Below are 17502 nucleotides of genomic sequence, written 5' to 3' on the forward strand. Positions count from 1 at the left end.
TTGGCATTGGCATTAGAACCGGTGGCAACAGCACCTTGTCCACCTGCTGACGCTGCATTACCTGTGGCTAAGGAATCATTCCCCGATGCGTTCGCACCTCTACCAATGGCGGTAGAATTGTCACCACCAGCGTTCGCACCATCACCGTAAGCCGAAGCAGAAATACCAGTGGCTTGGGCGGTGTTACCTGTGGCGGTGGCAGAATTTTGGCTAGCATTTGCACCTGTACCGACAGCGATCGCATTTGTGGCATTATCACTTATTGTTGCACCTTCACCTATGGCAGTTGAACCTGTCGCCCCTGTTCCAACTGTTGAGTTTGTACCGACAGCGATCGCATTGTCTGCACTAGCAGTAGCAGTATTACCAGCAGCAATGGAATTAGTGCCTGATGCTGTGGCTACTTGTTCAAATTGACCAGTACCAGCATTAAAAGTACCACCCCCCAAAGCTAGAGAGCCATTACCTGTTGCACTTGCTCCTGCACCCACGGCTGTGGCACTGTCAGCAGTAGCTCTAGATGTATCACCCACTGCTGTCGCTGAAGTTCCTGAAGCGTTAGCAAATGTTCCATAGGCTGATGCACCAATCGCAGAGGCTTGAGAGAAGCTACCTGATGCTATCGCCTGATCTCCCGTAGCTTGGGCTTGAGTACCTGTAGCCACTGCGCTAGTCCCACTAGCTTGGGCTTGAGTACCTGTAGCCACTGCGCTAGTCCCACTAGCTTGGGCTTGAGTACCTGTAGCGGTAGCAAAACTACTGGTAGCATTTGCACCTGTACCCACAGCGATCGCATTTGTGGCATTATCACCAATCGTTGCACCTTGACCTATGGCAGTTGAACCGGTTGCCCCTGTACCAACGTTCGCTCCATTACCTGTAGCGATTGAGTTACTACTTCCCACATTAGCACTCGTACCTGTAGCGATCGCATTTTCGGCATTATCACCAATCGTTGCACCTTGACCTATGGCAGTTGAACCGGTTGCCCCTGTACCAACGTTAGCTCCATTACCTGTAGCGATTGAGTTACTACTTCCCACAGTAGCATTCGTACCTGTAGCGATCGCATCTGTCGCCCCTGTACCAACTGTAGCTCCATTACCTGTAGCAATGCCGCTATTAGCACCAACACTAGCACTCGTACCAGAAGCGATCGCATTTGTGACATTATTATCTACAGTCGCACCTTCACCTATGGCGGTAGAACCTATTGCCCCTGTTCCAACTGTAGCTTGATTACCTATAGCTGTAGCATTATTCGCTAAAGCTCCCGCCGTATTACTCCCAGTGCCTATAGAAATTGCATTACTCGCACCTGCTCCAGTGGTAGCATTAGCACCAACTGCCACGGAATTATCACCTTGTGCTGTTGCGCTATCTCCGAAGGCTGCTGAGGAACTACCTGACGCATTACTATTAGTTCCTACAGCTGTACCTGAAGCACCGGCTGTGGATTCGTTACCAACTGCTGTGGCATTCACGCCGTCATTGACAGTGGCAGATCGTCCAATAGCGATCGCACCAGCAGATGATGAATTATCGGAATTTACGGTAGCAGATTGTCCAATAGCTATTGCCCCCTGTGCGGAAGTTGCAGTCCCTGATGTTTCTGCGTCAGTACCTATAGCTATGCTGTTGTTACTTGCTGCACTTGCTCCTGCACCAATAGCCGTAGCGTTTAATCCCTGTGTTCTATTTACGAAGGTACCACCCAAATCGGTTGGTTCAATTTGGACTTTTTGTGCCTGAGCAACAGGAATCCCTGTAGATATCAATCCCGTAGGCAACAGCAAACTTGTAAATAGTAGAAATATTAATTTCCGATAACCTCTATTGATAGGTTTTAGATTTATAGCACACCAGTAAATAGCATGAAGACGCATGAAATTACCTTCTTTTTTTGTGTAGTAAACTTTTGGGGATGCAAATACCAATTTGCGTTGTTGTTAAGCACTAGATTTATTTAGTCAAAATCATCCTAAACAAAATCTGCGCCTCTGGTATAGCTCAATCTAAATTCGCAATCATTTAGATTGATTTACTTGGGAGTCCCTTTGAAATTATTTCAATTTGCAAACCCTCATTTTTTCTTGGCTGATTTCTGAAAAATTGTCAATATTATCTATTAAACCTCATGATTATTCAACATACAATTTCAGATTTTTAGTATTAGATGCACACTTAAGTATTAAATATATACAATTGTTTATGTCTGCATTAAAATTGCTCGATAGGCTCACCCGTTAGATTTTGATTACCCCCCGGAAACGATAAATTATTTTCATTCATAAACCGCTCATTAATCAAGCTGGTAAACATTTCTATGTGTGCTTGCCATTGCACTAAAACACTTTGTAACCTACCTAATCTTTCTGTTATTGGAACTTGTTGTAAACCATAGTCAAAGTTGCCAAAATACCTGATAGCGGGCATCTTAGCCTCTTGATTCTCTTGTGGTAGCTCTATCTGACTAATTTGCATATTGAGATTTCCTTGTTCTAAAGTATAGGAAATATTCACATCTACTTTTGGCGGTTGAATACCAAACTCCAGCCAATTCCCACCAGCAAACAAATTTTTAGCTAGATAAGTTTGAGCCAGTTGGGGTTGTTCCCGAAAACTGACAACTCCCGTTAAATTTATCCCCAGCCCTTCATATTCTACATAGGGTAATACCTGGGTATAAAGCTGGGCAATCTGAGCAGCTACTATGTTGTCAATTGATTTACCAATGATATTTTCTAAAAAAATAGTTCTGCTGTTATCAGATGCGATTTGCAGCCCATTCTCAAAAATCAGTTGAGAGCCTTGTTGAGTATATACCGGATTGCTATCTAGTCGCCAATCCTGGGGAACAATGCCACTATATTTCAGAAAATCCCAATTCAATAAAGTTGGATTTTGGTTTTTCACCAAAAACACAACCGATAACTCATACAAAGATAACTCGTGTCCAGAAAAATTTTGATACATCTTATTTCACAACCCCTGAGCAACAAACTGAGTATACTACACCATCAGAGGATGCTTGACAAGTATTATTATTAACATCACAGTCTTTCAAGTATCACCCCCCAAGCACCCCTTCCCTACCTCTCCCTCACTCTCTCCTACGTCGTTATGTAACATAGTTCACTTTTTCTACCCATCCGCAGAATATTCAGGAATTTTTTATATTTTCATAACTTAAATTAAATTTTGAGCAATTTATACATTATTCCTACTTATGTACGTGTATTTTTTAAGACGATAATTAAAGTAAGTGCGTAAGTAGTTTAACTGTTAAATTGACTGAGTAATCTTCTAAAAGCCTAAAAATGTATTTTTGCCTCTGTAAATATACATAATTCTCTAATTTTATTGGTCAGAAACCAAGTATTTTTTCTGAAAAAAATATGTTGATTTAGTATTGTTAAAATATTTGAGAAACTTAGTTTTTTTAACCAAATTCTTTGAAATTATATTGACAAAAACCTGAACAGGAATACATCATGGTACGTAACAAGTAAAAATAAAAACTCGTGACAAAAAAACTTGCCGCCAGAATTGCAGCAAGAAAGAATCAGCTAGTTTTCTGTAGGTAACTAGCGTGTTTCTCATTTGCCTATACATAGTCAACAAAAATAAATAGTGGTACTCAGGTAAAGACAATAATTATGGATATTCAGCAACCTATTTCCAATACTATTGATGGAACTCCATCCGCTTCCCAAAACCCATTATTGAGCAGCGAAACAAATATATTTAATCCTCAAAACGAACAGCAGCTATATAATCCAGCATCAGCGAGTGATTTGACCACACCAACACTCAATTATCCTGTTGGTACTTGGTCGTATTTGACTGGTGAAGGGAATGGGATTTTTTGGGGGACAGATCAAGCAGATAGCCTGTATTTACAGGTTGGTATAGGTAATAGTTTAGAATTTAGTAGCAACGGCACAGACTTTTATCAAAGTGGGTTAGTAGTTGGTCAAGATAGTCATATTTCAATTAATTTAGGGTTTGGTAATGACAGCCTATATATTGATAATTCTTTAACAAATGCCCTCAATAGTACAGGTGCAAAACTTACCTTTGATGGTGGAGAAGGTAACGATAGCGTATTTGGCCCCAATCTAGACACAACATGGAATATAACCAGCAAAAATGCTGGTAACGTTGGTAGTATTGAGTTTGAAAACGTTGAAAATCTCAAAGCTGCCGCTAATAATTATGCCACCTTTGTCTTTACCCCAGAAGGTAGTTTAGATGGAATTGCCGATGGCGGAGATGGAAATTTAGGTACTTTAGTTATTGACGGTGGAACTTATAACAACGCTCAATTTATCGCCTATAGTCCCCATTCCGGGATTATTCATCTAGACGACAAGACAATTGAATATGCTGGTTTAGCACCAATTTTTGATACCAGTGTAACAGCAGATAGAGTATTCACTGCTACTGAGGGAGATGATCAAATCCTTGTCAGCAAAGTAGCTACAGGACAAACGAGGATTTTTAGTAGCAATAACACCTTTGAAAATATTACCTTCTGGAATCCCAGTAATTCCTTAACAATTAAGGGGTTAGCAGGTAATGACATCATTACTATAGACTCACTCGATGCCAATTTTACTAAATCCTTAGTAATTGAAGGTAATGACGGCAATGACCAGGTGAATTTTGAGAAAGATTTAACCCTGAATGGGGGTAATTTAACAGTAGATGCAGAAAGTATTTTTGTCAAAACTGGAGTCACAATTGACACTACACAGCCAGGCGGTATTGACGGGACTATAAATTTCACTGCGTCCGATACAGAAAGCGGTTCTGATGCTCAGGGACAAGTTCAGATTAACCTGACAGGAGCAACTATTAAAGCTGGTGACATTAATATGTCAGCCTCCTCTGAAGTAACAGAAAATGTAGAGGAATTTACTGAAATGGAGGTTAATTTAACTTCTAACGCAACTATTTCTGTGATTGACTCCAGGATTGAAAGTAGCGGTAATGTCACCTTATCTAGTAGTTCCGTAGTCACAGGAGAAATAATAGCCAAAGCAATACCACTGATTACTTTACTTGATGCTGCAACTGCCACTTCCAATATTAACAGTTCAGCGATCGCACACATTTCTGGGAAAAGCTCCCTAGATGTTAAGGGAGATTTAGCTATCACCGCTACTAACGAAATTGACGTAACTACCAGAGCCAGAGCCACTTTTGCAACACTAGGGGGAGGTATTGCCTTAGCTAGAATTACAAATACTACCCAAGCTTATATTGACTTATCCGACAATCAATCAATTTCGGCAGCCAACATTACATTATTAGCAGACTCTAAAAATACCCTGGAGACTACAGGCAAATCTGCTGCGAGTGGAGTGGTTCAGAACGAGAAACCCATCTCCGAATTAACAGAAGGACAGACTGCCCCCTTCTTGGGACTAGGATGGTTTGATAGAGCAGGAGCATTAGCATTTACTAAACTCAATAGCCAAACCCAAGCTTATATATCTGCTACATCTGCTGATAATGTTAACAACCCCAGTAGCATTAATACTACAGGGAAATTAACTATTAATGCTAATACCAATAATAATATTAAAAGTGAAGCAGACAGTACCTTCACAAAAACCTTTATACCCGTTATTCAGGCTTCTGATTCTATATCTGTCAACTTAATTAATATCAAAAATGATGCTCACATCGCTGGCCAGACATCTATTGATGCTGGTGGCATAGATATTACAGCAATTACAGATGGCACTATCAAGAGTATCGCATTTGGCAGTTCTTCAGCCGACTCCAATTTTGCAATTAACACTATTCAGACTTCGACCATTGCTGCCATCACTAACGCTGCTACCATTCAAGTTGGTGATGATAATACTCTCGCCATGAGAGCCGAAGACAAAACTACAATCGAGTCTTTTGCTCTAGGGGTTGCTGCCTTGGAATTCAAGACAGAAAAGGGTACCACTTTCGCCGTAGGACTAGCTAACGCCAAGAATCAAATTGATAACACAACAGAGGCTTACATTGGGGGTTCTACAGTTAGTTCATCCAGTGATCAAGATGTCAATATTACTATAGAAGCTTTATCTGCCAATACTATCACCGCCCAGTCAGTTGCTGTAGCATTTACATTCACTCCAGATGGATTCGCTCTCAGTGCTGGTGGCGCACTCTCCAATAACTTTATTCGCACCAAGACTAACGCATATATCAAAGACTCCACCCTCACTGACAACATTGGGGATGTGACGATTACAGCCAATAATAATGCTAATATCAATGCAACAGTTGTAGCAACGGCAGCTTCAGGAGGAAATGGTCAGGCAGTAGCGATTGGTGCTGCTGTTGCTAATAACTACATTGGCTATAACACTGATGAAGATAACACTCGTAACCCAGCCGAAGTTCAAGCTTACATTCAAAACTCCAGGATCACTAGCGATGCTAACTTGACCTTAAATGCCGAATCTAGTGGCAGCATCACAGCCGGGGTGGGTGCAGGTTCGGCCGCAGTTGCCCTCCCTTCTGTACCTGATCTAAGAAAATCACCGCCTAACCCTGGGTCTGCATTGGCTATTAGTGGTTCAGGAGTCTTCACAGAGAACAAGATAGCAACTTTAGTTAAAGCTTTTGTTGATAGTGATGGCACAACAAGTATTCAGACTAAATCTGCCACTATCTCGGCTCAAGACTCTTCCATAATCAAAGCTGATGCAGGTGCAGCATCTCTAGCCGCATCATTTGGAGCAACAACAGGCGTTTCCTTGGCTATCGGTGTTGCCCTAGCTAGTAACTTGATTTCTAATGAAGTCGAAGCTTATATTAGCAATATAAACAGCAATACAGATAGTAATCCAGATAAGTCCTTCAAGACAACCACAGGCAACATTTCACTGTCTGCTACTAGCAATGGCACAATTGAAGCCATATCAGTCGCCGCTTCTTTGGCAGCTGGTTTTGGTACAACAGGTATAGCCTTGAGTGGTGCAGGTGGGGAGTCTAAAAATACAATTCTCACCAAGACTAACGCCTATATCAGTAATAGTGTAGTTGACAGTGCCAATGGAGTTAGTTTAACGGCAACAAACTCCGCTAACATTGATGCCACAATTGCCGCAGTCTCAGCATCTGCTGGTGGTGGTGGAACTGCTGGTGTAGGAGTTGCCATTGGTGCAGCTGTGGCTAATAACTTCATTGGCTATGACGGGGATACTCGTAACCCTGCCCAAGTGCAAGCTTATTTGCAAAATTCCAGCGTCACGGCTACAGGTGACTTAACATTGAGCGCAGTTGCCAATAACAATATTAACGCTGGTGTGGGTGCAGGTGCGATGGCGGTGGCAGCAGGGGGTGCTGGGGGAGGTTCTGGTAGTGGTTCAGGAGTGAACACTGTTAATAAGATAGCGACTTTAGTGAAAGCTTTTGTTGATGGCTATGGTACAACAGGTATTCAGACTAAATCTGCCATTATCTCGGCTCAAGACTCCTCCACAATCAAAGCTGATGCAGGTGCAGCATCTCTAGCAGCATCATTCGCAGGTGCAACAGGCGGCTCTTTAGCTATCGGTGTTGCCTTAGCTAGTAACTTGATTTCTAACGAAGTCGAAGCCTATATTAGCAATGCAAACAGCAATACAGATGGCAATACAGATAGCAATACAGATAAGTCCTTCAAGACAACCACAGGGGACATCTCTCTATCTGCTACTACTGATGCAACTATTGAAGCCGTATCAGTCGCCGCTTCTCTAGCAGCAGGTTTTGGTGGCGCAGCAGGTATAGCCTTGAGTGGTGCAGGTGCGGAGTCTAAAAATACAATTCTGGGCAAGACTAACGCCTATATCAGCAATAGTGTAGTTGATAGTGCCAGTGGAGTTAGTTTAACGGCAGAAAACTCCGCTAACATTGATGCCACAATTGCCGCAGTCTCAGCATCTGCTGGTGGTGGTGGGGCTGCTGGTGTAGGAGTTGCCATTGGTGCAGCTGTGGCTAATAACTTCATTGGCTATGACGGGTATACTCGTAACCCTGCCCAAGTGCAAGCTTATTTGCAAAATTCCAGCGTCACGGCTACAGGTGACTTAACATTGAGCGCAGTTGCCAATAACAATATTAACGCTGGTGTGGGTGCAGGTGCGATGGCGGTGGCAGCAGGGGGTGCTGGGGGAGGTTCTGGTAGTGGTTCAGGAGTGAACACAGTCAATAAAGTAGGGACTTTAGTTAAAGCCTTTATTGATGGCGATCGCACAACAGGTATTCAGACTAAATCTGCCATTATCTCGGCTCAAGACTCCTCCACAATCAAAGCTGATGCAGGTGCAGCATCTCTAGCAGCATCATTCGCAGGTGCGGTTGGTGTTTCCTTGTCTATCGGTGTTGCCCTAGCTGATAACTTGATTTCTAACGAAGTCGAAGCCTATATCAACAATGCAGATAACTCCTTCAAGACAACCACAGGCAATATTTCACTATCTGCTACTACTGATGCAACTATTGAAGCCGTATCAGTCGCCGCTTCTTTAGCAGCAGGATTTGGTGTCGCAGCAGGTATAGCCTTGAGTGGTGCAGGTGCGGAGTCTAAAAATACAATTCTGGGCAAGACTAACGCCTATATCAGTAATAGTGTAGTTGATAGTGCCAGTGGAGTTAGTTTAACGGCAGCAAACTCCGCTAACATTGATGCCAAGATTGCCGCCACCTCAGCATCTGCTGGTGGTGGGGCTGCTGGTGTAGGAGTTGCCATCGGTGCAGCGATCGCTAATAACTTCATTGGCTATGATGGGGATACTCGTAACCCTGCCCAAGTGCAAGCTTATTTGCAAAATTCCAGCGTTACGGCTAAAGATGACTTAACCTTGAGCGCAGTTGCCAATAGCAATATTAACGCTGGCGTGGGTGCAGGTGCGATGGCTATCGCTGCTGGTGTTGGGGGAGGTTCTGGTAGTGGTTCAGGAGTGAACACAGTCAATAAAGTAGGGACTTTAGTCAAAGCCTTTATTGATGGCGATCGCACCACGGGTATTAGTGCTGCTAACATCAGTTTAACGGCTCATGATACCTCAACAATTACGGCTGATGCTGCCTCTGTTGCCGTAGCCGCTACATTTGCCCTTGGTGGTGCTGCAACAGTGGGAGTATCTCTGGCTAAAAACGAGATTGCCAATGATGTTCAAGCCTTTATTCGGAATATTACCCATAGCTTCACAACTACCACTGGTAATATTCAGTTAACCGCCACAGAAACAGCGTCAATTACAACTTCCTCAGTAGCCGCATCAGTAGCAGGAGGAATTGTCGGACTAAGCGGGGCTGGTGCTGAAGCATTGAACAATATTAATAATTCTACTCGGAGTTATATATCTGCTTCTAAACCAATTACCGCCCAAGGTAACGTCACCTTAACATCATGGGATAGCTCAAATATTCAAGCATTAGCCGGTCAAGTATCAGGCGGTACAACAGCAGCAGTTGGTGAATCTATTGCCATCAATAACATCGCCAACCAAATCATAGCAGAAATTAACAGTTCCACTGTCACCGCCACCACTGGTGATGTCACCCTCAATGCTAGTTCCAAAAATGCTAATTCCCAAGAAGCAAACATCAAGAGTTTCAGCGTCAGTGGCTCACTTGCTCCTGGTTTTAGTGGCGCAGGTGCGGTAACAGTTAACAATATTGCCAATGTGATTCAGGCGAATATTGTCAATGACTCAAATGTGCAAGCTAGTGGCAATATCAATTTAACTGCTCAAGAAGATGCCAAGATAGAATCTTTCGCTGGTGCTGTATCTGCGAGTATAGTAGCCTCTGATGGTGCTTCATCCGCTACAAACAACATCAGCAGTCAAATCATTGCTGAGGTGAATAAATCGACACTCACAACATCAACAGGTGCAGTCAATCTCAATGCAATTGCCACAGGCATAATTGATTCTACAGCCGCCGGTGGTAGTGGTGCTGGGCTGTTTGCTTACGGTGGGGCTATAACTGAAAATAACCTCAGTAATACGGTGAGAGCTAATGTAGCTAATGATGCGAAAATTAACGCTCAGGGTGATGTCAACTTATCAGCCAAGAATACTGCAACCATTCAAGCCTCGGCGGGACAAGTTGCCACTGCGGGTGGTGCTGCCTTTGGTGCATCTGTAGCTGTGAACAACTCTGCTAACACGACACAGGCATATATCAGTGATAGTAATGTGACTTCTATTGCAGGATACGTGAGTGTTATAGCGGAGAATACAGGCACAATCAAGAGTGAGTCAGCAGGGGCGGCTGTTGCTGACGGTGCGGCACTTACAGGGTCAGTATCAGTTAACAATATCACTAATACCACAGAGAGCTATGTTAAAAATACAACCATTTCCGGTTTCAATGGTGTAGAAATTGCAGCCAAAGACGAGTCAACAATTAAGTCTTTAGCCGGACAAATTAGTGTTGGTATTAGTGGGGCTGGGGTTGGTGCGGCGGCAGCTTACAACAATATCGGCAATGTTGTGAAAGCCTATGTTACAGCCGATGATGGCAAAGTCACAAATATTCATACATCAGGTAATGCGATCGTCAGTGCATTAGACAAAGGCACAATTGAAACCATCGCTGTTGGTGGTTCTGGTGGTGCAGTGGTAGGGGCTGCTGGTTCTGTAGCAGTCAATCAGATGAGTAACAACGTCTATGCGTTTGTCCATAAAAGCAACATCAAAGCTCAAGGCAGTGTCGGTATATTAGCAGATGCCACCCACTCAATCATCACTGAAGGCGGAACGTTGAGTGGCGGTTTACTGGGCATGGGTGGCACAATGGCAGTCAATGATTTTAAAAATACCACCTCTGCCTATGTGAATAATTCCGCTATTGATGGCGTTGGTAAACAAAGTATCACAATTCCTCAAACGGATGGCACTGGTACAACACAATCCTTATTTGGTGTTGCGGTACTCGCCACAAGTCAAGATAATCTCGACGTAACTATTGGTACTACTAGCATTGGTGGTTTTGCCTTTGTGGGTAGTATAGCCGTCAATTCCTTCGAGAATCAGACTCAAGCCTATGTTAAAGATGTTGCTATCAATGCCACAATTGGCTCTACGATTCCTGAACAAAGCGTTTACATCAAGGCTTTCAATGACAGTACGGTAAATGTTAATGCTGGTACTGCCGGGGTTGGTGGGAATGCAGTAGGTGTTGGTATTGATATCACTACCATGAAAAATGCTACCACTGCATACATCGACTCTAGTGATCTGATCTTTTCTCAAGGATCGATTGTCAATGCCAACAAAGACTTAATTGTAGAAGCTAAAACACAACAATCCTTAACCTCTGATGTTGTTGCTTGGGGTGGAGGGTTAGGTTTTAGCGTTCAGGGAGCAGTTTCCATCATTAACGTCAGCAGTGATATGTCTGGTGATGCTATCACAGCTATTAGCGATACTCTCAGCATAGTAGCCGAGCAACTAAAAGAGTTGGACAACATGGGTAAAGATAGTAATGGCGAATCAAACATTACTACCAATAAAAATATCTCTAATAGCAGGGCGTTTAGCTCCACCGATGGCAGTACGATTGATCTGAAGAATCATGGCTTCACAGATGGAGAAGCAGTTGTTTATGAGTTAGTAGGCGATGGTACAGATACATCTGGCTTAAACAACCAGCAAACATACTATGTCAAAGTGATTGATGAAAATAGTTTCCAACTGTCTGCAACCAAAGACGGTGCAGCAATTACTTTGAGTCAAGCTGGAGATGAACAACAGCAATTTCTCAAACCTGAATCTACTCTCCCCAGCCTGACGGGAACTACAGCGTTTATTGCGGGAACTGCAAGTGCTAGAAGTAACTTAATTGTGAATGCTCATGAAACCACCAAACTGAATGCTTCAGTCACAGGCGCATCTGTTGGTGCTATAGGTGCGGGTGCAGCGATCGCAATTGCAGATATTACCCATAATGCTAAGGCTTATGTAGACGCAATTTCGAGAGTCAATGCTGCCAACACAACTATTCAATCCACTGGGTTTGTAGACTCGACAAAATTAACCGCTCAAGCTGGTGCTGCTGGCGGTGCGGCTTTAGGTGCGGCGGTTGCTTATCTCACTTCTGACAATAACTCGACGGCTTACATTGGTGAAAACACTACAGTAAATAGGAATGGACAAGCTCAGGTAGTTAATGTCATTGCTGATTCCATTTCGCGGTTAGAAACAGATGCTCAGGGAGCTAGTGTCGGTGCTGCTGCGGTTGGGGTTGTATTGACAAAAGCTGAAGAAACTGGAGCAACTTCAGCATATCTCGATCAGGGTGTGCAAGTTCAGCAGACAAACAACCTCAATATCACTGCAAACGTCGATCAATTAGTGAAAGCAACTGGTTTAGCAGCTGGTGGAGGTATTATTTCCGGTAATGGTGTTGACGTTCAGGTGAATGTTAATCCTCAAATCAATGTATACATTGGTGAGAATAATCTGATTAACGTTGCTCAAGATGTCAATGTGATCTCGAATGTGATTTTAGATGGTGATGCGGCTGCGGAAGGAGATAATTATGGCGGCTTAGCAGTTGGTTTAGCCTTCTCTGAAGTTAATTCTCAACCCACAATTAATACTTATGTGGGAGCAAATACTATCATTGAGGCTGGGAATGTTACCGTTGAAAGCCGTGCCGGTGTTCCCATTACGATCGCTGACACAAACATTGATCCTAGTCTGGCAGTCGATAACACCGCCGATACCATTACCTTCAGCAACGAGCATAATTTGCAAACCGGTAATCAGGTGATTTACTCGAATGGTGGTGGTGATGACATTGGTGGTATTAGCAATGACAGAACTTACAATGTCATTGCGGTTGACAGTACAACTGTAAAACTCGGTAGTGAGTTTCAGGGAACAGCCGTAGATGAGCAAGCAAACACCATTAGATTTAATCAAAATCACAATCTAAGAAATGGCGACAAGGTAATCTATGAAGCTGCAAATGGTACAGCTATCGGTGGTTTAGTCTCAGGCAATCCTTACTACGTCAAAGTTCTGGATAATAAAACAGTTCAACTAGCCGAAACTCAGTTCGTAGTTAGTTTTACTTATAGTTCAGATAATGCCAATAATCAAATTACACAGGAAGGACACGGATTTAATACAGGCGATCGCGTTGTTTACCAAACATCAAGACAAGCTTTAATTGGTCTAGAATCGAATAAAGCTTACTATGTCATCAAAGTTGACGCTAATAATTTCCGCCTAGCCAGCACTTTAACCAATGCTCAAGCGGGTACAGCCCTTGACATCGGTAGCAATGATCATCAACACCAGCTTTTCCTAGCACCATCCCAAGCTGTGAATTTAGCAGGTATCAATACTGCGATTACAATTAATAATCATGGCTTCCAAAACGGCGATCTGGTGATTTATCAGCGTCGTACTGCTGAATTTAGAATTGTCGAGGAACTCCCAGCAAATATTCCTCCTGCCAGCAATAACTTTAATAAAAATACTGATTTAATCAGCAACGATACCTTTACCTCTGCCAATCACGGATTCCAGACTGGCGATCAAGTCATTTACACTACATCTGGAACAGCATTAGGCAATCTGACCAACAATACCACCTATTACGTCATCAGAGTAGACAGCGATCGCTTCCAACTCAGCACAACTGAAAATGGTGCTGCCGTTGATATCACCACAGCACCCAAAAATAGTATCCACCAAATCACTGCTGTAGGACTTCAAGGTTTACAAGAAGGCATTAGCTACTATGTTGTTAACTCCTCTCAAAATAGCTTCCAATTAGCAGCGACAAAAGACGGGGCAGCATTAACCCTAGACAAGTCAGGCTTAACCGGAACTGGTAGCGTTCATTTGTTTAACAAACAAAGCCTAGTAGACTTAACAGCAAGTAACACTGATCAGCATAACCTGCATCTAGATTTAAATAATTCAACTGCAACAGGTACGAACCATCAACTCATAACCACCGCTTCGATAACCATACCCAGCCAAGGAGATGGCAAATTTTCCGCCTATGCTGAAGGTGCTGTTGGAGCATTGGTTGGAGGGAATGGTACTCAAGCCACTTTGAACATTTCCCCAACGGTGACAACATATATTGCTAGTGGTGCATCAATCACAACCACCGGAAATGTCACCATCAAATCCCTATCCGTTGCAGAAGTTACCAGTTCAACTGATTCAGATGTACTTGGGGCAGTAGCCGTTGGTGATTCCAGAATTGATGCAAATGTCACCAACACTAACAAGACTGACATTCATGCTTCTGCTCAGATTAATGCCCAAGGCAACGTCAGCATTACCTCTCAATCAGACCATACTTTTAATGTTTCTGGTTATGGTGCAGCCGGTTCACTAATTACCTTTGCTGATGCCGAAGCCCATGCCACACTCACCCATAACACTCAAACCAGTATTAATGATAGTGCCAGCATCATTGCGGGGAATGAGCTTTTAGTTGCATCCTCCAGTAACACCAATGGCAATGTCAAAGCAAAAGCCGATGGAGTTGGTTTGTACGGTGATGCGGATGCAGAGACAACATTCCGAGTCAATGGCACAAATCAAACCAATATCAACAGCAATGCTGCCTTAGAAGCCAGAAAACTCACGGTTGCCGCCACAGTTGACAACCTGAAAGTCCACGCCCGTGGGGAAGCAACAGGAGGCGGATTTATTGGTAATATTGATGCCCATGCCACAGTTGATTTAGCCGACACCAAAGCCGTTGTCAATCTTAATGCTAATAGCAGTCTCATCGGTGATTTTGTTAACCTCTCAGCCACCTATCAGAACGTCAACAGCAATTCCACAACCTCAGCAACCTGTTTTGCCTTCGGTGGAGATACAGATAGTGCAGTTACCAATAACATCCCCTTAGCCGCCACAGTTTGGACAGATAGCGCATCCCAGATACAAGCTTACAAACTGGATGTAGAATCAGATTTTGCTAACTTAAATTACAAGAGTCATGCCTATAGTGAAAGGTATTTCTTAGATATTGGTTCTGATTCCACAGACAACAACTTTGAGCCAACCCCAACGATTGATTTCAATTCCCAAGTTACCTTGGTGGCAAGGGAAGCTAACCCAATTTTGATTGTTGATCAAGCAGGACAAATTCACCAACAGAGTGATAATGTTACTGCCACAATTACTGATACAGATGTCATTGTTGATGATATTAATAATAGTAATATTGGCGCAGTTAACTTTATTATTCCTGACCGTAGTTCGGAAATGGCAAGCAATGGAAAATTTGTTGACAGAGGTGTATATACAATTTCCGATCCTGCTTACAGTACGGTGCAAATTGATAATTATTCTGCCAAGAATTTGATTATCAATCATATTAATGTTGTCAAATCTGGGGTAGTTCCGCAGATTAATTACAATGTCAATGTCGATGATACAAACATCGCCCCGACTATTCCCACTTTGCAACTACCTTTAGATATTAATCCGACGGTAGTAACTATTAATAACTGGGGTACTTCTAACCTAATTCTTCAAGGTGTGATTGATAATCCCCATGATCGCACTATTCTTTACAGTGGCGGCAATATTTTCAGTCAAGGAGCGACACAAGAAATTATTAGCCGTGACCTGAAAATGAAAGCTGTAAATGGTAGCATTGGCACGAGTGAGCAACGTGTAGCGGCTCAATTGATTCAAGGTTATAATCCAGTTACCGCAGATGTTCCAGCTAGCAATATTTATCTCCATGTCCAAGCTAGTCACTCCAATTATTTAGACTTAACTGCTAAGAGTTACGATAGTAACCCGGTGACAGTAGATGTCAAACAAATGACTGCTAGCAAAGGTGAAGTAAATATCAAGATTGGTCAAACCACAAATCAAAACGACACAGCAATTTCTGCTCTTTATAAGTTTACTGATACCTTGGACAATAACCAAAGCATTAAGACTGGTAGCAATATTGTCATTGACGCAGACACAACCACCACCAATATTGATACGAAGAATATTTTCTTCGGTACATCCAACCTGCTGAATATAACCACAGGTGGCTGGATTAAAGCCAATAATACAGCAAGTGCAAAAGTTAATATACAACAGGCTGTGAGTCATCAAGATACAGTAACCATCTCTGGGGTAGATATGTTTATTGTCAATGATGCACTTGTCAAAGCTACTGATGTGAATTTAACTGCAATCAGTTTGAGCATATTAGATAATGCTCAGGTGCAAGCCTCGAATAATGTCAATTTCTTGGTAGGAAATAACTTCCAAATTAATGAGTTTGCAACTATCACAGCTACTAACAATGTGATAATTAGAGGCGATTACAACAACCCAAGTTTAATAGGAACTACATTTACAGTTGATGGTTTGATTTCTGCTCAATCACTAGGGATTTATGGTGGTAGAAATAAAAATACTTTCAACATCAAACAATTAGCTGCAACGACTACTATCAACACAGGTGGGGGAGATGATACTGTGAATATTGGTAGTAGTCACACTGGTTACACAGGTTTGAACAAAATTCAAGGCAGCTTGAGTATTTATGGAGATACAACGGCGAATAACTCTATTCTCAATATAGATAATTCCCAAGATACATCTAGTCGTTCAGGAGTGTTAACAGATACAAATCTCACTGGCTTAGGTATGGCTCACGGCATTTACTATAATGGCTTTAAGTTCCTCAATATTAAGCTAGGTAAAGGAACGAATAACTTCACCATCTTGAATACAAATGCAACCACTAATATAGATGGTAGTGCGAGTGCCAATAATAACTTCCGCATCGGCCCTAATTTAGATACGAATGGGAATGTTCTCAACGAAACGGTAAATGGTAATATAATTTCTGGAAGCAATATTTTAGGGACTAAAAATCCCACCACAATCACCACAGGAAACGGAAACAATAGTTTCCAAATCAACCGTAACCAAGGAACCCTAAAAGTTCAAGGAAGAGGTAATAATAATTTTGTAGTCAGCACACCAATTAATTCTTCAAGATTATTACCTAATGGTGTAGTTGACCTGACTCAGACATCTGGTAACGTTACTATTAAGAAATCTGCTTTACAAGAAACTGTTGTCAACAATGGTTCATCAATTAACGTCGTGAATAGCCGCTTAATACTGCTACCTCCCAATAGTAACCCGATTATTAACCCAGGCTCTACAGGCACAACTAATGTTAACCCATTCGATTTATCCATTTTGGGTAGGAGAAGCACAGCTTATTCTCCTGTTAATATCAGTCCAATTATCTCACTTTCTTCTTTAGCTACTCGCAGTTCCTCTAGTTCTGGTACTAATACTTCGGCTAGTAGTGGTTCTTTACTACTAGGATTATCTGTCCGTTAGTAATTGAGTGAAAAGGCTTGATTTTCCCAAGCAAGCGAGTAGCTCAGTCGGTCAACATAATTAAAGATAAAATGATGATGCGATAGATACCCGACTTCTTTGAGAAGTCGGGTATCTGGGTATGACGTTTTTTTAAGTTGAG

The 17502-nt window shown here is 42.4% G+C and carries 3 protein-coding genes; 1 reads left to right on the forward strand and 2 read right to left on the reverse strand.

Going from position 1 to position 17502, the window contains the following annotated elements; translation table 11 throughout:
• Together AACS98_RS19910 and AACS98_RS19915 are read right to left on the reverse strand one after the other, a co-directional pair.
• On the reverse strand, positions 1-1886 hold a 1886-nt coding region (locus tag AACS98_RS19910), incomplete at its 3' end, for a YadA family autotransporter adhesin (protein ID WP_369816000.1).
• Positions 1887-2220: 334 nt separating this feature from the next.
• Positions 2221-2976 carry a hypothetical protein gene (locus AACS98_RS19915; RefSeq protein ID WP_066383064.1) on the reverse strand — a complete coding sequence of 252 codons (756 nt, stop codon included), beginning with the start codon at positions 2974-2976 and terminating at the stop codon, positions 2221-2223.
• A 683-nt stretch (positions 2977-3659) separates the two neighbouring features.
• Between AACS98_RS19915 and AACS98_RS19920 the strand changes: the two genes are divergently transcribed.
• Entirely contained in the window at positions 3660-17360 is a 13701-nt protein-coding gene (locus tag AACS98_RS19920) for a beta strand repeat-containing protein (RefSeq protein ID WP_066383065.1), read from the forward strand.
• The last annotated feature ends 142 nt before the right edge of the window (positions 17361-17502 follow it).

Source organism: Anabaena sp. CA = ATCC 33047, from assembly GCF_963870205.1.
GTDB lineage: Bacteria > Cyanobacteriota > Cyanobacteriia > Cyanobacteriales > Nostocaceae > Trichormus.